The 19,353-nt window shown below is 21.6% G+C and carries 13 protein-coding genes; 7 read left to right on the top strand and 6 right to left on the bottom strand.

Features of this window, described 5'->3' with window-relative positions; genetic code table 11:
* Window positions 1-53 precede the first annotated feature (53 nt).
* Complete coding sequence (gene dnaJ, locus BUCIPICE3303_RS00500; RefSeq protein ID WP_154049171.1) at window positions 54-1,193, top strand: molecular chaperone DnaJ; 1,140 nt, start codon at window positions 54-56, stop codon at window positions 1,191-1,193.
* Window positions 1,194-1,272: 79 nt separating this feature from the next.
* Here dnaJ and rpsT read toward each other — a convergent pair whose 3' ends face one another.
* Entirely contained in the window at window positions 1,273-1,533 is a 261-nt protein-coding gene (rpsT, locus tag BUCIPICE3303_RS00495) for a 30S ribosomal protein S20 (RefSeq protein WP_154049170.1), read from the bottom strand.
* A 397-nt stretch (window positions 1,534-1,930) separates the two neighbouring features.
* On the opposite strand from rpsT, the gene ileS reads away from it, so the two are divergent.
* From ileS to carB, 4 genes are all read left to right on the top strand, one after another.
* Window positions 1,931-4,768 carry an isoleucine--tRNA ligase gene (gene ileS, locus BUCIPICE3303_RS00490; RefSeq protein WP_154049169.1) on the top strand — a complete coding sequence of 946 codons (2,838 nt, stop codon included), beginning with the start codon at window positions 1,931-1,933 and terminating at the stop codon, window positions 4,766-4,768.
* A 300-nt stretch (window positions 4,769-5,068) separates the two neighbouring features.
* Window positions 5,069-5,902 carry a 4-hydroxy-tetrahydrodipicolinate reductase gene (dapB, locus tag BUCIPICE3303_RS00485; RefSeq protein ID WP_154049168.1) on the top strand — a complete coding sequence of 278 codons (834 nt, stop codon included), beginning with the start codon at window positions 5,069-5,071 and terminating at the stop codon, window positions 5,900-5,902.
* Between the two features lie 74 nt (window positions 5,903-5,976).
* Window positions 5,977-7,116, top strand: a complete 1,140-nt coding sequence (gene carA / locus BUCIPICE3303_RS00480; protein ID WP_154049167.1) for a glutamine-hydrolyzing carbamoyl-phosphate synthase small subunit — start codon at window positions 5,977-5,979, stop codon at window positions 7,114-7,116.
* The gene (gene carB, locus BUCIPICE3303_RS00475) at window positions 7,095-10,346 is read left to right on the top strand and encodes a carbamoyl-phosphate synthase large subunit (RefSeq protein ID WP_154049166.1); all 3,252 of its coding nucleotides are present in this window, start codon (window positions 7,095-7,097) and stop codon (window positions 10,344-10,346) included. Before carA ends, carB begins: the two co-directional genes overlap by 22 nt.
* 145 nt (window positions 10,347-10,491) lie before the next feature.
* Here the strand turns inward: carB and rsmA are convergent, their stop codons facing one another.
* From rsmA to nfo, 3 genes are all read right to left on the bottom strand, one after another.
* On the bottom strand, window positions 10,492-11,307 hold the full coding sequence (gene rsmA, locus BUCIPICE3303_RS00470; protein ID WP_154049165.1) for a 16S rRNA (adenine(1518)-N(6)/adenine(1519)-N(6))-dimethyltransferase RsmA: 816 nt from the start codon (window positions 11,305-11,307) through the stop codon (window positions 10,492-10,494).
* 272 nt (window positions 11,308-11,579) lie between these two features.
* Complete coding sequence (gene rplY / locus BUCIPICE3303_RS00465; protein ID WP_154049164.1) at window positions 11,580-11,876, bottom strand: 50S ribosomal protein L25; 297 nt, start codon at window positions 11,874-11,876, stop codon at window positions 11,580-11,582.
* Window positions 11,877-12,017: 141 nt separating this feature from the next.
* Window positions 12,018-12,887: a deoxyribonuclease IV gene (gene nfo, locus BUCIPICE3303_RS00460; protein WP_154049441.1), complete on the bottom strand. Its 870-nt coding sequence runs from the start codon at window positions 12,885-12,887 to the stop codon at window positions 12,018-12,020.
* Window positions 12,888-13,185: 298 nt separating this feature from the next.
* Between nfo and BUCIPICE3303_RS00455 the strand changes: the two genes are divergently transcribed.
* Together BUCIPICE3303_RS00455 and glyS are read left to right on the top strand one after the other, a co-directional pair.
* The gene (locus BUCIPICE3303_RS00455; protein WP_154049163.1) at window positions 13,186-14,067 is read left to right on the top strand and encodes a glycine--tRNA ligase subunit alpha; all 882 of its coding nucleotides are present in this window, start codon (window positions 13,186-13,188) and stop codon (window positions 14,065-14,067) included.
* Between the two features lie 3 nt (window positions 14,068-14,070).
* On the top strand, window positions 14,071-16,152 hold the full coding sequence (gene glyS / locus BUCIPICE3303_RS00450; RefSeq protein ID WP_154049162.1) for a glycine--tRNA ligase subunit beta: 2,082 nt from the start codon (window positions 14,071-14,073) through the stop codon (window positions 16,150-16,152).
* 483 nt (window positions 16,153-16,635) lie between these two features.
* Here the strand turns inward: glyS and BUCIPICE3303_RS00445 are convergent, their stop codons facing one another.
* Window positions 16,636-16,950 carry an integration host factor subunit alpha gene (locus tag BUCIPICE3303_RS00445; RefSeq protein ID WP_154049161.1) on the bottom strand — a complete coding sequence of 105 codons (315 nt, stop codon included), beginning with the start codon at window positions 16,948-16,950 and terminating at the stop codon, window positions 16,636-16,638.
* A gap of 4 nt (window positions 16,951-16,954) precedes the next feature.
* Entirely contained in the window at window positions 16,955-19,348 is a 2,394-nt protein-coding gene (gene pheT, locus BUCIPICE3303_RS00440) for a phenylalanine--tRNA ligase subunit beta (protein WP_154049160.1), read from the bottom strand.
* Window positions 19,349-19,353: the final 5 nt, after the last annotated feature.

Genomic DNA, 19,353 nt, shown 5'->3' with positions numbered 1-19,353 from the left:
TAGAACATTATATCTACACCCATTTGATGTATTTATAAGGAATAAAAAATATTATGACGCAACAAGATTACTATACAACTTTAAATATCACTAATACAGCAAATGAAAGAGAAATAAAAAGAGCGTATAAAAAACTTGCAATGAAGTATCATCCAGACCGTAACCCCGGGAATAAACTTGCAGAAGAAAAATTTAAAGAAATTAAAAAAGCTTATGAAGTTCTAAGTGACGCAAAAAAAAGAACTGCATACGACCAATATGGTCATGCAGCATTCGAACAAAATAATGGTTCAGATAATTTTCATAGTAGCTTCACAAGCTCAACATCTGATTTAAATGATATATTTGGTGATGTTTTTGGTGATATTTTTGGAAATCAAAACAAAAGTACACAGGAACAAGGATCAGATTTACAATATAATATTAATCTTACTTTAGAAGAAGCAGTACAAGGAACAGTAAAAAAAATAAGAATTCCAACACTAGAACAATGTAAATCATGTTATGGAAAAGGATCTGCATATGGATCTAAACCAAATATTTGTACTCATTGTAATGGACATGGGCAAATACAAATGCGAAAAGGATTTTTTAGCGTGCAGCAAACATGTTCTAATTGTCATGGAGAAGGAACTATTATAAATAACCCATGTAAAATATGTTACGGACAAGGCAGAATAAAAAAATCTAAAAATTTATCTATTAAAATTCCATCCGGGGTAGATACTAATGACCGTATTCGTTTAAATAATGAAGGCGAAGCAGGGAGAAATGGCGCAAAATCTGGAGATTTATATATACAAATTACAGTAAAAAAACATCCTATTTTTAAAAGAGAAGAAAATAACTTACATTGTGAAGTACCTATAAATTTTGTTATAGCCGCTTTAGGGGGGGAAATAGAAGTACCAACTTTAAAAGGAAGAGTTAATCTAAAAATACCTCCTGAAACACAATCGGGTAAATTATTTAGAATACGAGGAAAAGGAGTTAAATCAGTTAGAAAAGGATATCCAGGCGATTTATTTTGTAAAATAATAGTAGAAACGCCTGTAAATTTAAATACATTTCAAAAAAATTTATTAATACAACTAGGAAAAAGTTTTGGTGATTTTAAAGGAAAAAATCATAGCCCTAAATCCAAAAGATTTTTTGATAGTGTTAAAAGATTTTTTGATAATCTTACCCAATAGAAATAAAAAAGAGGGTATTGCTATCTATAGGTAAGAATAGAAGCAATACATGATAAACATCAAAATTACATACAAAGTATTACATACGTTTAATATTCTTAATTAGTATTGATTTATATCTAGCAGCTTTATTGGAATGTACAATCCTTTTTAATGCATATCTATCAATAAAAGATTGAAGTATATAAAATGCTTTATAAGCTTTATCTTTATCTTTTTCTTTAATAAAAAAATATACTTTTTTAATAAATGTTTTAATAGTAGAACGTTTACTATTATTTAATTTTCTACGTTTTTCAGACATGATTGAATTTTTTTTAGATGCTTTTATATTTGCCAAAATAATTATAACCTCCAGATAAAAAATAAAAATAAAAATTATTTTTCTTAATTTATTTAAAATATCTTATAAAATATACTTTTTTTATAAAAAAATAGATTATTCATGTTAATATTACAAAATATATATTATAAAGAATAATATCAATAATTATAAATAAAATATACTATATATTATATTTTTATAGTAAAAAAATAAAAAATAATTTATTTATTCAATACATTATATAAATTTAAAATTATTACATAATCTGATAAATATCATAAATTAAAATTCCAATATATACAAATTTTTATAAAAATATTGTCTGAAATAAAGAATATATTAATTGATCATAATATATATATCTTTCTATATTTTTTATAAAATACATATTTTCCTTTATTAAGAGCGGTATATGAAAAATATTAAAAAATCTTTAAACTTACCAAAAACAACATTTCCCATGAAAGCCAATTTATCTACTAAAGAAATTAAAATATTACAAAACTGGGAGCAAAATAAATTATATTATAATATACATTTAAAAAACAAAAAAAATAAATATTTTTTTTTACATGATGGACCGCCATATGCTAATGGTGATATTCATATTGGCCATGCCGTTAATAAAATTTTAAAAGATATAATTTTAAAGTTTAAACGTATGTCTGGTTTTTATGCTCCGTATGTACCTTGTTGGGACTGTCATGGGTTACCTATTGAACAAAAAGTAGAAAAAATATTTGCTCAAAAAATCACAATAAACAATGCAACCCAATTTAGAGAACTATGTCATAAATATGTATTAAAACAAGTTCAACAACAAAAAAAAGATTTTATTAGATTAGGAATACTTGCTGACTGGGAGAATGCAAATCTTACTATAGAATATAAAAATCAAGCTAATACAATCAATATTTTAGCTAAAATTGTAAAAAAAGGATATATATATAGAGATCTAAGACCTATTCACTGGTGTTTTCAGTGCCAATCATCTTTAGCTGAAGCAGAAATAGAACATAAAATAAAAAATTCAATTTCTGTCTATATTTTATTTAAAATAAAAAATTATAATTTATTTGAAAAATTATTTAAAAAAAAAATACAAAAAGGAAAAAAAACTCTTTATAGTATTTCAATTATTATTTTTACTACTACTCCTTGGACGTTACCAACCTGCCAAGCAATTGCTATAAATCCAAATTTATATTATCAAATCATACAAATAAAAAAAAAATATTACATTTGCGAGAAAAAATTAACAAAAAATATAATAAATAAAACTAATATACAAAAATGGAAAATAATTGGATCTGTAAAAGGAAAAAAATTAGAAAATTTAGAGTGTTTACATCCATTTTTTAATATTTATATTCCAATTATATTATCTAAACATGTATCTGATACGTTAGGTACTGGAGCTGTACATATGTCACCAGATCATGGTTATGAAGATTTTATAGCTTGTCAAAAATATAAAATTAAACCTATGCAAATAGTAAATTCATATGGTTTTTATAATATTCCAGTTTTTAAAAAATTAAATAAAATCCATATCTTTAACAAAGAAAATATCATCTTTCAATTATTACGTGATAATAAAAAAATATTTTTTTCTGAAACTATTAATCATAGTTATCCTCACTGTTGGCGTCATAATAAGCCAGTTATTTTTAGAGCTACACCACAATGGTTTATTAAAACATCCGATAAATTATTAAAAAATAATATATTAAAAGAAATCAAGAAAGTTTTATGGATACCAAATTGGGGTGAAAATAAAATGAAAACAATGTTAAAAAATAGGCCCGATTGGTGTATTTCAAGACAAAGAACTTGGGGAATTCCAATTCCATTTTTTATACATAAAAAAACAGGAAAATTACATCCCGATACTGTTTTAATAATGAACAAAATAGCAAAAAAAATTCAAATACACGGATCTCAGATATGGTGGGAATCAAATAAGCATAAGTGGTTAAAAAAAAATGCAGATATGTACGATAAAATTAATGATGTACTTGATGTATGGTTTGAATCTGGATCTAATCATCAACTAAAAATATATAAATATAATTTAATTAATAAATTTAATTATGTAGCTGATTTATATTTAGAGGGATCAGATCAACATCGAGGTTGGTTTATGTCATCATTGATTATATCAGCAATTACAAAAAAACAAGCTCCTTATTTATCAGTTATAACACACGGGTTTGTTATAAATAAAAACGGACAAAAAATGTCAAAATCTTTAGAAAATAATATAAAACCACAAGATATCATTCAAAAATGGGGGGCAGATATATTAAGATTATGGGTAGCATATACAAATTATACAAATGATATATCTATATCAAATGATATGTTACAACAAATATCAGATAATTATCGAAGAATTAGAAATACAATACGATTTTTATTTTCTAATATTTTTGATTTTAAAAATAAAATACATATTATAAAAAATAAAAAAATGTTACTATTAGATCGATGGATAGTAGGAGTAACATATAAATATCAAAAAAAAATAATTAAAAACTATTCTAATTATAATTTTCATAAAGTTATACAAAAGATCATTAATTTTTGTTCTATAGAATTAGGATCCTGTTATCTGGAACTTATTAAAGATAGACAATATACCATGCATAAAAAGAGTATTGACAGACGTAGTAGTCAAACAGCAATATTCTATATATTACAATCTCTTATACGATGGATTTCTCCTATACTATCCTTTACCGCAGAAGAAGCCTGGAATCAATTAAAAGAAAAAAATGAAGCATCTATTTTTATGAAAAAATGGTTTAAAAAAATCAAACCTCTTCCAGAAAACATTCCTTATAATTTAATCTTTTGGAAAAAAATATTTTCTATCAGAAATGAAGTCAATAAGTGTATTGAGAAAGAAAAAGAAAATAAATATATACATAATTCACTAGAAATATTATTGATATTATATATAGATAAAGAATTATTCAAATTACTTTTATCATTAAATAATGAATTAAAATTCATTTTTTTAGTCTCTGAAATCCAATTACATAGATATTCTACCGCCCCTAAATCAGCTTATAATAGTTGTTATATTAAACATTTAAAAATTATTATCAAAAAAAGTAATAAAACAAAATGTCCGAGATGTTGGAATTATTCCAAAAAAAATACATTAATCAATAATAATATACAAATTTGTTATAGATGTATTGCAAATATAAATAACACTGAAAAAAAACATATTTTTTTGTAAAAAATCAATATATATTTTATTAATATTTTTAATATCATATATAATTTGTATAGAAAAATATATTTTAAAATAAATTAAAATATCTATTAATAATTAACAGAATCTTGCTAATAATAGTAGATAGTAATATTTATTACTATGAGTTTAAAAATATAAATTAAAACAATTATTTATGTAATAAATATATAAAAATAAAAGCTACATATGTAAAAAATAATATTTTTAAATTAAATATTTATTTATATATAATTTTTTATACTATAAATCCTATAAAATAATTTCTATAAAAGGATCAAAGAAATGAGAAAAAAAATCATTAATATAGCAATATCCGGAGCGTTAGGTAGAATGGGGAAAATCTTAATAAAAGAAATTAAAAAAAAGAAATTTATTAAATTAACACATTTATTAATTCAAAATAATGAAAAAAATTCTATTCAAAACCAAGATAAAAATAATAAATTGTATGAAAAAAAAATCTTTACTACATTAAAAGATCTAAAAAAAGAAAAACAAAAATTAGAATTTGATATATTAATTGATTTCAGTACACCAATAGCAACATTAAAAATGATAGAATATTGTGTCAAAAATCAAAAAAAAATAATTATAGGAACAACTGGGTTTAATACAATTCAAATGAATATAATAAAAAAAGCTTCTAAAAAGATTCCAATATTATATTCACCTAATTTTAGTATAGGGGTTAATATAATACATAAAGTAATAAAATATATTTCATTAATATTAGGTGATAATTCTGATATTGAAATTATCGAATCTCATCATAGAAATAAAATAGACGCTCCCTCAGGAACTGCGTTGCAATTAGGTAAAATAATATCTAAATCAATGAATTGGAACTTTGATAAATCAGCTATATTTTCACGATATGGAAATATAGGAATAAGAAAAAAAAATGAAATTGGTTTCTCAGTAATAAGAGAAGGAAACACTATTGGTACACATAGAGTTTTATTTTCTAATAAATATGAAAAAATTTCCATTACCCATAAAGCTACACATCGCTCTATATTTGCAAAAGGAGCTATTCAAGCAGCAATATGGATACATGATAAAAAAAAAGGTTTATATAAAATGTCTAATTTATTAAAACAAAAATCAATTTTATAAAAAAAATATAATTAAATTTAATCTAAATAAACAAAATATTATCTCTAATAAAAAACTAATATAAGGAAAATATTTTGAAACAATTAGCACATTTAGTATTAGAAGATGGAACAATTTTTCAGGGTATTACAGCGGGTGTAGAAGGTGAAACAGTTGGAGAAATAGTATTTAATACAGCAATGACTGGATACCAAGAAATTTTAACTGATCCTTCTTATTCTGGGCAAATTATTTCATTTACGTGCCCACATATTGGTAATGTTGGAACAAATAAAATAGATGAAGAATCTGATAAAATTTATGCCAATGGAATCATTGTTCGCTCTATTTCATACCAAGATAGCAATTTTCGCAGTACAGAAAATTTATCACAATATATAAAAAAAAAGAATATCATTGCAATAACAGATGTAGATACAAGAAAAATAACACATATTTTACGAAAATATGGATCACAATATGGATGTATTCAATCTGCAAAATATATGAATATACAAAATGCTTTTAAAAAAATTGAAATAAATAAAAATATAAAAAAAAATAATCCAATTATTTCAATAGGAACAAAAAATATAAAAAAATGGAATATTGAAAATTCACAATATAAATATACAAAAAAAATATTTCATGTTATTGTATTCGATTTTGGTATTAAAACAAGTATACTTAATATTTTAGAAGCAAAAGGATGTAAAATTACATTAATACCTTTCGATACCCCAATAAATATTATACTATCACTTAAACCCTCTGGAATTTTATTATCAAATGGTCCTGGTGATCCACGATCATATTATACAGCTATAAAAAATATAAAAAAATTATTAAATTTTTCAATCCCTATTTTTGGAATTTGTCTCGGTCATCAAATTTTAGCGTTATCATTAGGATCAAAAATTATCAAAATGAAATTTGGACATCATGGATCTAATCATCCCGTACAAAACATACAAACAAAACGTGTATTTATTACAACCCAAAATCATAATTTTGTTATTGATCCAAAAACTATACAAAAAAATATGTTAATTACACATATATCTTTATTTGATAAAACTATTCAAGGAATTACATTAAAAAATCATCCATCTTTTAGTTTTCAAGGGCATCCTGAATCTAATCCGGGTACTCATGATATTCAAAAACTATTTGATATTTTTATCAATAATATGAAAAATAAGGAAAAATTTATATGCCCAAAAGAAACGATATAAGCTCTATCCTAATTATAGGATCCGGTCCTATTATAATTGGACAGGCATGTGAATTTGATTATTCAGGTGTTCAAGCTTGTACCGCATTAAAAGAAGAAGGATATAAAGTAATTTTAATCAATTCTAATCCCGCTACAATTATGACAGATCCAAAAATAGCTGACGTAACATATATTGAACCTATTAATATAGATATTATAAAAAAAATTATAAAAAAAGAAAAACCTAATGCTATATTACCCACAATGGGTGGACAGACTGCTTTAAATTGTGCTCTAAAATTACATCAAAAAGGTATTTTAAAAAAATATCAAATAGAGTTAATAGGAGTTACGATTAAATCCATTCAAAAAGCAGAAAATAGATTTTTATTTGAAAAATCTATGAAAAAAATAAAATTAAAAACAGCAAAATGTGGTATCGCCCATAATATAAAAGAAGCAAATTTAATTATTAAGTCTATTGGTTTTCCATGCATTGTACGCCCTTCTTTTACTATGGGTGGAAGCGGGGGGGGTATTGCATATAACTATGAAGAATTTCAAAATATTTGTATACATGGTTTAGAATTATCACCAATATCTGAATTGTTAATTGATGAATCATTAATAGGATGGAAAGAATATGAATTAGAAGTAATACAAGATAAAGCTAAAAACTTTATAGTAATATGTACTATTGAAAATATAGACCCGATGGGTATACACACAGGAGATTCTATTACTGTTGCTCCAGCTCAAACCTTAAGTGATAAAGAATATCAAATTATGCGTAATGCCGCGATTATTATTCTCAAAGAAATCGGAGTAAATAATGGTGGAGCAAATGTACAGTTTGCGATAAATCCAAAAAATGGCAAAATGGTAGTCATTGAAATGAATCCAAGAGTTTCTCGATCATCCGCATTAGCTTCTAAAGCTACGGGGTTTCCAATTGCACGAATTTCTACAAAATTATCAATAGGTTACACATTAGATGAACTAAAAAATAATATTACTGGAAAAAATACACCAGCAGCGTTTGAACCTTCAATCGATTATGTTGTCACTAAAATACCAAGATTTGATTTCAAAAAATTTTATGGATGTAATGATCGATTGACTACACAAATGAAATCAATTGGAGAAGTTATGGCAATAGGTCGAACTTTTCAAGAATCATTACAAAAAGCAATGAGAAGTTTAGAAATTGGATCGACTGGTTTTGATATTAACGTGAATCCAAATAATATAAATAACAATATATTACAGAAAAAAAAAATAAAATATGAACTAAAAGAAGCTGGTTCAGAAAGATTATGGTACATTGGTGAAGCATTCCGATTACAGTGGACTATAAAAACAGTTCATGAATTAACTCATATAGATAAATGGTTTTTAAAACAAATACAAAATTTAATTATTATTGAAGAAAAGACTAAATTAAAAAAAATATCTCATTTAAATTATAATGAATTAAAATTTTTAAAATCAAAAGGATTTTCAGATTTAAGAATTTCTCAATTAATTAACGTTAAAGAAAATGATATACGTAAAAAAAGATATGTCTTAAAATTACATCCAGTATATAAACGTATAGATACATGTTCAGCTGAATTTTCTACAGAAACAGCTTATATGTATTCTACATGGGAAGACGAATGCGAATCATTACCTACTAAAAACAAAAAGAAAATTATAATACTTGGTAGTGGGCCTAATAGAATAGGGCAAGGGATAGAATTTGATTATTGTTGTGTGCATGCATCTCAAATATTGAATAGAGACAAATATGAAACAATTATGATTAACTGTAATCCTGAAACTGTATCTACAGATTATGATATTTCTCATAGATTATATTTTGAACCTATTGCATTAGAAGAAATATTAGAAATAGTTCGAATAGAAAAACCAATGGGTATTGTTATTCAGTATGGGGGGCAAACGCCATTAAAATTAGCTAAATATTTTCAAAAAGAAGGGATTCATATATTAGGAACTCAACCTAAATATATTGATATAGCTGAAAATAGAAAAAAATTTCAAAAAATAATTCATAAACTACAATTAAAACAACCTAAAAATGATACCGCAAAAAATATAACAGAAGCATTAGAAAAATCTAATTTAATTGGATATCCGATTATTGTACGGCCTTCATATGTTTTAGGTGGAAGAGAAATGGAAATAATTTATGATGATAAAAATTTAATAAAATATTTCCAAAATCGTGAAAAAAAATCAATAAATCAAACAGTTTTATTGGATCAATATTTAGACAATGCTATTGAAGTAGATGTAGACGCTATATGTGATAAAAAAAGAGTTTTTATTGGTGGAATCATGGAGCATATTGAACAAGCAGGAATACATTCAGGAGATTCTGCTTGTGCATTACCAGTTTATACCATAAATCCTAATATAGAAAAAGAAATTAAAAATCAAACAAAAATTTTAGCTATTAATTTGCATGTACTGGGATTAATTAATATTCAATTTGCTATTAAAAATAATGATATATTTATATTAGAAGTAAATCCAAGGGCATCTAGAACTATTCCTTTTATTTCTAAAGCTATTGGAATTCCATTAGCGAAAATAGCTATGCGTGTAATTTGTAAAAAAAACTTATTACAGCAAAAATATACAAAAATAATTAAACCAAAATATTATTCTATTAAAGAAGCTGTATTACCTTTTAATAAATTTCCAGAAACTAATCCTTTTTTAGGCCCCGAAATGAAATCAACAGGAGAAGTCATGGGAATAGGTAAAAACTTTTCATTAGCTTTTTATAAAGCTATGTTAGGAATATCTATTAAAATCAAAAAAAAAGGAACAATATTATTATCAGTAAAAGATTCAGACAAAAATTCAATTAGTAATATTGCCATACAACTCAAAAAGTTAAACTTTAATATTGAAGCAACAATAGGAACATATTTAAAATTAAAATCTATAGGAATTTATGCTAAATTAGTTAATAAGATACATGAAGGTAGACCAAATGTACAAGATTGTATTAAAAATAAAAAATATATTTATATAATAAATACATCAAAAGATGATAATAAAAACATAGAAACTCGTGAAATTCGAAAAAATGCATTAAAATATAAAATACATTATGATTCTACTTTAAATGGAGCTTTTGCTACTATTTCTACATTTCAACATATTGGAAAATATCCAATATTATGTTTACAAAAAATACACAAAAAAAATTTGTATAAAAATAAAATTATATAAATAGTCAATTTATCTTATTCTAACATGGATGTTATAAACAATATCGTTAATACAACACATATATAAATTACTAAATATTATAAAATATAATTTGAATAGTAAAAATATTTTTACTGTATAAAAAAATAAAATCATTAACTATATATTAAATTTTTATTTTTAAAAATTTTTTAGCTAATAAAAAATATTGAGATACACTAATATTCTCGGCACGAGAATAAGGATCAATACCAAGAGATAATAACTCATTTTTAGAAAATAAATTTGATAAATTATTATTTAAAAATTTACGTCTATGCTTAAAAGCAAGGCGAGTAATAAATTCTAAAGCAAAAAAATATTTCTCTCTTTCATTTTGAGAACATAATTTATATGGAATAAATTGCAAAAAAATAGAATCTACTTTTGGTATAGGAAAAAAATTAACTTTATCAACATACATAATAAATTTAATATGATAAAAATATTGAGCTATTACACTTAATCTACCATATTCTTTTGTCCCGGGAGACGCTAACAATCTATTAGCTACTTCTTTCTGAAACATAAAATACATATCATGAATATTTTGAATATATTTTATTGTACTCAAAAAAAAACAAGAAGAAATATTATATGGTAAATTACCTATAAAACGATATAAAATATTTTTTTTATTAGAAAAAAAATATATGAAATTAAATTTCATAACATCAGTTAAAAGAACTTTTATTTTTTTACTATATATACTTTGCATTAAGAATACCACAATATTTTCATCTATTTCTAAAACTGTCATTTTATTTATAAAATTACAAATAGGAAATGTTAACGCGCCAAACCCCGGTCCAATTTCAATAATATTGTTACTGGTAATCAAATTCATGTTTTGTATAATTCTTGTAATTATTATTTCATTGATTAAAAAATTTTGTCCAAATTTTTTAATAGAAACATGTTCTTTATATATACGATTATTCATTTTTTTCCCAAATAATTTTTTAAAAAAAATTTATCTAATAATTAAAATCAACATATAAGAAATAATAAAATATTTTTTTTCTAATATTTATTAAACAATTCATAAATTATATATTAATAACTCAAATAATACAAAAATGTAAAAATAACAATTTTCTGTTATAATATAATTATATTTATTTTTAAGTGACCGGCACAAAAAATTTTTATAAAAATAATAATTAAAATTAAATTTATACAAAATATGTGCCGATAAAAATATTTAATATATAACTACTTAATACATAAAAAATCTATATGTAATAATATTGGTTTGTATGCATGACGTTGAACATCTTTAACAACAACAAAAAAATTTTTATTTTCTAAAATAATTAATAATTCATTAGAATAAAAAATATTGTTTTTTTGTAAATTAAAAATTACATCATGTTCTAATAAAATTAGCAATTCTTTTTTCAAGAATTGTTTACCATATATGATACTGGGAATTTGATGATTTATTCTTCGTACATAACGACTATTATTTGTACCGCATTTATAACGATAAATTGCATTAAATTTTATCATATCTATATAGCCTTATAAAAATAATAAAAAAATTCATTCTTAAACACAGAAAATCATTAAATATATATAATTTTATAAAAATTAAAATATATGCAATTAATTTCATTAATTAAATTATCTTTTATAGATATAAAAAATATTTTAAATACTTAAAATACTTTTATTATGTAATAATGATTTTTTTTTTAACCATAAAATTTCATCTTTTCTTATATTACTATCTTTTGTTTCTAAAATAATAGGAATATTTTGAAACTCTATAGTTTGAACAATACGAGAAAAAACGTTTTTTTCTATCTCACCAAAACCTAAGTTATGATGACGATCTACTCGACTATTAAATTTTCCTCTAGAATCATTGATATGAATACCTAATAAATATTTAAATCCTATTACATTATTAAATTTATTAAATGTATATAAAAAACAATTAATATCATTTAATTGATATCCGGAAACAAACAAATGACAAGTATCTAAACATATGCCAATTCTAGATTTATCTTCAATTTTATCAATAATAAATGCTAAATGCTCGAAGCAATATCCAACATTACTACCTTGACCAGCAGTATTCTCTAAAACAACAATTATTTTCTTAGTTTTACTTAAAACAAAATTTATAGAATTAGAAATATTTTCTAAACATTTCATTTCCTTAATTCTATATAAATAACTACCCGGGTGTATATTAATCATTGATAAACCTAATTCATAACAAGAGTTTATCTCTTGAATAAAAGCATGACATGATTTTTTTCTCATTTCTTTATTAGGGTGACCTAAATTAATTAAATAACTACTATGCGGTAAAATTTGTAAAGCAGAATAATAATGTATTTTACAGGCTTTACGAAAATTATATACTACATTTTTTTCTAAAGGTTTGTTTTTCCATCTTAAAGGATTATTAATAAACAATGAGAAAGCTGTTGCTTCTAATTGATAAGCTCTGAATACAGATTTTTCTAATCCCCCGGATATACTAACATGCGCTCCTATATATTTTATCAAAATCAATTAATCCTTTTAAAAATACATTTATTATAATAAATAAAAATAAATATAGTATACATATACTACTTTGATTATAATTGGAAGAAATTAAAAAATAATTATAATTTTAATATAAATTTACTATTATTTATATAATATAATTTTTTCAAATAAATATTATAAAATTTAAAAAAAATGAAATTATTTAAAAATAAATAATTTTATTATTTATCAATATAAATACTTTACTAAATTTTCACAATATAAAAATATTGAAAAAAAATTTTAAAAGTATTACTAAAAAAGAAAAAACATGTTAAAAAAAAAATACACATTTTATGAAATAATCCAAGCACTAAATAATTTTTGGCATCAAAAAAAATGTACTATTTTACAACCATTAGATATTTCTATTGGCGCAGGAACATTTCATCATCATACATTTTTTAATGTTCTAAAAAAAGAACCTGTATCCATAGCCTATATACAACCTTCTAGAAGACCTTCTGACGGGAGGTATACAGCCAGTCCTAACAGACTACAACATTATTATCAATTTCAAGTTATTATTAAACCATCCCCTGATTCTATACAAAAATTATACTTATCTTCTTTAAAAAATATCGGGATTGATATCCATAATAATGATATTAGATTTATAGAAGATAATTGGGAAAATCCTACAATAGGAGCATCTGGTTTAGGATGGGAAATATGGTTAAATGGAATGGAAATTACACAAATCACATATTTTCAACAAATGGGAGGGATAAATTGCAATCAACCTACAATTGAAATAACATATGGACTAGAAAGAATTGCTATGCATATACAAAATATAAATAATATATATGACATACTATGGGATAGTAATACTATAAACAACGTAAAATACTCTGATATATTTTTATATAATGAAAAAGAAAATTCATCTTACAATTTTGAATTTTCTAATATTCATCATTTATTAAAATTATTTAAATTACATATTCAAGAAGCAAATAGATTAATTAAATTACCAAATCCATTACCTATTCCAGCATATGAACAAATGTTATATGCAATTCATTATTTTAATTTATTAGATTGTAAAAAAATATTATCTAGTACTGATCGAACAGACTATATCTTAAATATACGAAAAAAAATCAAAAAAATTGCTATACAATATACCTTAAACTATAAAAAAGAGTAAATAATGAATCAAAAAATATTATTAATAGAAATACAAACAGAAGATTTACCAAGTAAAGAACTTAAAAATATAGCAAAATATTTCTATTATTCTTTTAAAAAAGAATTAAATAAAAATCAAATAAAATATAAATCAATTACTTTGTTTTATACTTCTAAAAAAATAGCTTTAAAAATTTTTTCTTTATCTTATATTAAAAAATCAAAACATATTAAAAAAATAGGACCGTTAATAGATATTGCATTTGATAAATATAATAAAAAAACAAGAATATTAAAATCATGGTTAAAATCAAATAAAATTACTATTAAACAAACAGAAGAAATTCAGATTAATAAAAAACAATATCTTACTTATATTAGTAAAAATAAATCTTTATCTTTACAGGATATATTAAAAAAAATAATACCTAATACAATAAAAAAAATACCATTAAAAAAATCTATGTTATGGAAAAAAAATTCTATTAAATTTTCTAGACCAATACATAATATAATAGTTTTATTAGATGATAGAATTATTAATTTAAATATACCAGGGATTAATTCTAAAAATATTTCTTATGGACATTTCTTAATGTCTCCAAAAGAAATAGTGATAAATCATGCAAATCAATATACTATTGAATTATTTAAAAAAAAATATATACTTATTAGTTATGAAGAAAGAAAAAAAAGTATATACAATCAAATAATAAATTTAACAAAAAAAATTAATAAATCAATTTCTATTAATAATAAATTATTAAAAGAAATAGCAATATCTACAGAATGGCCAACAGCTTATTTAGGAAAATTTAAAAAAAAATATTTAAAAATTCCGGTAGAAATACTTGTCTATACTATAGAAGATAGTCAAAAATATTTTCCATTATATGATATAAAAACAAATAATATAACTAATTACTTTATTTTAATAAGTAATATTGAGACAATCAATTCAAAACAAATAATTAAAGAAAATGAACAAGTTTTATACTCAAAACTAAATAACATTGATTTTTTTATCAAACAAGACCAAAAAATAAACTTTTCTAACAGATTAGTTTTATTAAAAAATATTTCTTTTCAAAAAAAAATTGGATCAATGTACGATAAAACATTAAGAATAAAAGAAATTAGTAAATATATTTCAAAAATTATCAATTCTAATTTAGTTTTAATAAAAAAATCCGCTATTTTATCTAAATGTGATCTTACAACCAATATAATAACAGAATGTACCGCTCTTCAAGGTATTATCGGAATGTATTATGCATTACAAAATAAAGAAAAAGAAGAAGTAGCATTATCAATTAAAGAGCATTATCTACCAAAATTTTCTCAATCAAATTTACCTACAAAAAAAATATCATGCGTTATAAGTATTGCAGATAAAATAGATACTATAACTGGAATTTTTAGTATTGGGAAAATACCAACAAATAATAAAGATCCATTTGCATTACGTAGAGCAGCTATAGGAATAATAAGAATCATCATTGAAAAAAAAATAAATATTAATTTAAAAAAAATAATTAAAAAATCAATTAATTTATATAATCATATAAAAAAAAAAAAAACAATACAAAAATTAATTTTACAATTTATATTTTCAAAATATATATCATTATACGCAAAAAAATATGATAAAAATATCATTCTTTCTGTTTTATCTCTTAAATTAGTAAATCTTTTAGATATAGATCAACGCATCAATATATTAATACAATTCAAAAAAAATAATGATATAGAAAATATTTTAAACATATATAAAAGAATTAATAATATTCTTTCTAAAAAACAAGATAAATTAAAAATAATTAAAGTTAATCCATTTTCTTTAAAATGTACAGAAAAATTTACACAGTATGAAAAGAAACTAATTCAATCTGTTCAATTTATTCAAAAAAAAATTGATCAAAAAAATAAAATAAATTATTTATTTTTATTACAAAATATTCAAAAACTATGTCCACTTATAGAAGATTTTTTTAAGAATTCTCTTATATATGATAAAAACATTAAAATACGATCATATCGTATATTTATATTAAAAAAAATAAAAAAAATATTTTTATATATAACTAATTTTTCTTATTTATAAATTAATAATCTATTAATATATTTAGTAATATATAAAAAAAAATTTTAATAAATATAAAAATATAAAATTTTATATACTAAAAAATTTATAAATAAAACTAAATATATATTTAAAAATTTTATCCTAGATATTTTTATAATTTCTATAATTAAATATTATACTGTATTAATAATTTTTATTATATTAATTATAATAAATATATTAATTTATTTATTTTATAATTATATAATTTTTTTTAATAAATAATTTTAAAAAAAATCAAACTGAATAATTTTTATTAATTTATAAAAAATTATTCAATAAATACAGTATAATTATTATTTTTTATTTTATAAAATATTTTATATATTTTTAAAATCAATATTAACAATTTAGTAGATAGATAATTATATATTAAAAATCTATATAATTATAACAGTAAAATTAATATCAAATAAAAATTTAATAAATTTTAAAAAAAATATATCTTTTTTAAAAAGATATTTACGTAATATTATTTTTCATATTTACATATTTCAATGATTCTACTCGATTACGTAATTTCTGACCAGGCTTAAAAACGACCACCCTTCGAGCTGAGATAGAAACATTTTCACCTGTTTTAGGGTTTCTTCCGGGTCTTTGTTTTTTATCTCTTAAATAAAAATTACCAAAACCAGATAATTTTACTTCTTCTCCAATTTCTAATGATTTACGTACTTCTTCAAAAAAAATTTCTACTAAATTTTTTATATCTTGTTTGCTTAATTCTAATTTATCAAATAAATAATCTGAAATTTCTGCTTTAGTTAATACCATAAATTTATTCTCTTAAAGTTGCTCCTAATTTATTTTTTAAAGCGGTAATACATTGAAGAATATTTAAATTAATATCAAATTCTTTTAGTGTATTTTTCGTACTATTAAAAATAAAACAAATAGATACACTCTTTTTTTTAGGAGGTATATTTGATCCCATATATACATCACATATATTTATATTAGTATTTTTTATACTAATATTACTATAACATATCTTAAGAATATCTTTAGTTAAAATATTTTGTGAAACGATTATAGAAATATCTCTTTTACTGCTTGGTAAAATAGATATATATTTTACATGAATAGAATTTCGACTACAAATTTTTTTCCACATAATTTCAAATAATATAACTGGATCCTTTAAATCAAAAAGATGATGAAAAGTAATGTCTAATACTCCAATTCGACCAATTAATTGACCGGATAAATAAATACCAGCACTTTTATCAGAACATAAACCAATAAAATTTTCTGAAATAAATTCTATACATTCTAATTTTCCACAAATATTTAAAATAGATTCAACATCACCTTTTAAATCATAAAAATCAAATTTTCTATTTTTTAAATACCACTCACGGCGACTAATAAACCCGCTCATTGCTATAGATAAATATTCATTTTGAATAATTTTATTCTTATCTTCTTTTTTTAAAAAGAAACATAGTCCAGTTTCAAAAATACGAATAGATTCTTGTTGACGTTTTTGATTATAAGAAATGCAGTTTATTAAACCAATCCATAAAGATAATCTCATATCAGACATATCATTAGAAATAGGATTTTGAATTTTAAGTATATTAGATTGTGACACAAAATATTTTTGTATCATAGGATTTATAAAACTATAAGAAATAATTTCACAGTATCCGCGATCTGAAAGAAATAATTTAATTCTTGATAATGATATTTTTTCTTGTTTATTTAAAAAATTATTTATATATTCTCTTGGTGGCATTGATTTAATATTTTCATAATCATAAATACGAATAATTTCACTAATTAAATCTTCAACAATAATAATATCAGAACGCCAATATGGAGGAGTAACAAAAAAAATATTATTATTTTCATAATAAGAAAAATAACCATGATCTAAAATAGATATTACATCTTTTTTAGTAAAAATACTTCCAGAAATTTTATTTAATTTTCTAATTTCTAATAATAATAAATTAGAAAAAAAAACACCATTATTCGTATTATATTGTTTAAATTTTGAAGATACTCCTCCACATATATCAATTATTAATTTTTGTGTATATTGAAAAATATTTTTTTGTATATTAGGATATATATTATATTTTAAACATTCTGTTTTTTTATGTATTATAGGAATAAATATATTTCTTTCCTGTAAAAATTGATTATCGAAACAAATAGATCCTAAAAATAAATTTTTAGTAGAGTGATTAATTTCTGCAAAATTAGAATATTGCATATCTTCAAAAGATAAAATATTTTTATTATCTGATAAAACAATAGTATTTTTCGGTAAAGAAAAATTCTTATTATATATAGTTTTAATTATTTTCTTTTTTTCTATACTTTTAATAAATAAATTTTTATTTAATTTATCTAAATCAAATACATGCAAAAAATGTCCTGTTTCCATAAATATATAATTAAGAATATTAGTAATAATATTATTAGTTAATATATCAGATCTTCTTAATCGATCTTGTATCCAAAAAGGTAATATGGATTTAAATTTTATTGAATATAATTCACAAAAAATATATTGTATATTATTAGTTTGAATATCAATATTACAATTGAATGAAGAAAGTTTTTTCTGATTTAAAAAAGATTTATATTTTAAATGGGGTAAAGGTAAATTATTTAATATTGCAATCTCTCTAGATAAACCCCAAATAGAACGTAAATCTATACGATTAAAGGGGGTAAATAACCTCATTATATAATTATTTTTATGATAATAGTCATTAAAATTTAATCCTATTTTAGAATCATCTTCAAGAACAATAATATCATGATTATCTTTTTCTATATATAATCTATTATAAGAACCTAACATACAATGTGAAATATTTAAATTTAAATTTAATGATGATGTATTAATAGTTTTTTTTAAAAAAGATTTAGATAAAATAACTGGTACTTTAGTCCCAATTAATAAATACTTGGTTTCTTTATGTAGTATAAGAATATTTTGATTCTGACATATACATATTGTATATATAATCAATTTTTTATCAATATTATATACTTTTTTCGCAATAATCTGACCTATAACCGTGTTTAAATAAAGAATATTTTTTTCTTTAATATATTCCGCTTCACAACCAAATTTTGTTAATTGTTTACATATATTTTTACCTGAAATAGACGGATTAATCCATTTTCGTAACCACTCTTCACCAAACTTCATTTCTA

This window comes from Buchnera aphidicola (Cinara piceae) (genome assembly GCF_900699035.1).
Classification (GTDB): domain Bacteria; phylum Pseudomonadota; class Gammaproteobacteria; order Enterobacterales; family Enterobacteriaceae; genus Buchnera_F; species Buchnera_F aphidicola_AV.
This window is presented reverse-complemented; position numbering and strand designations above follow the sequence as displayed.

Coding starts and splice junctions, on each gene's coding strand:
- dnaJ (WP_154049171.1), top strand. CDS start 54: ATGACGCAACAAGATTACTATACAACTTTAAATATCACTAATACAGCA.
- dapB (WP_154049168.1), top strand. CDS start 5,069: ATGAGAAAAAAAATCATTAATATAGCAATATCCGGAGCGTTAGGTAGA.
- rsmA (WP_154049165.1), bottom strand. CDS start 11,307: ATGAATAATCGTATATATAAAGAACATGTTTCTATTAAAAAATTTGGA.
- pheT (WP_154049160.1), bottom strand. CDS start 19,348: ATGAAGTTTGGTGAAGAGTGGTTACGAAAATGGATTAATCCGTCTATT.
- glyS (WP_154049162.1), top strand. CDS start 14,071: ATGAATCAAAAAATATTATTAATAGAAATACAAACAGAAGATTTACCA.
- BUCIPICE3303_RS00455 (WP_154049163.1), top strand. CDS start 13,186: ATGTTAAAAAAAAAATACACATTTTATGAAATAATCCAAGCACTAAAT.
- BUCIPICE3303_RS00445 (WP_154049161.1), bottom strand. CDS start 16,950: ATGGTATTAACTAAAGCAGAAATTTCAGATTATTTATTTGATAAATTA.
- carB (WP_154049166.1), top strand. CDS start 7,095: ATGCCCAAAAGAAACGATATAAGCTCTATCCTAATTATAGGATCCGGT.
- ileS (WP_154049169.1), top strand. CDS start 1,931: ATGAAAAATATTAAAAAATCTTTAAACTTACCAAAAACAACATTTCCC.
- rplY (WP_154049164.1), bottom strand. CDS start 11,876: ATGATAAAATTTAATGCAATTTATCGTTATAAATGCGGTACAAATAAT.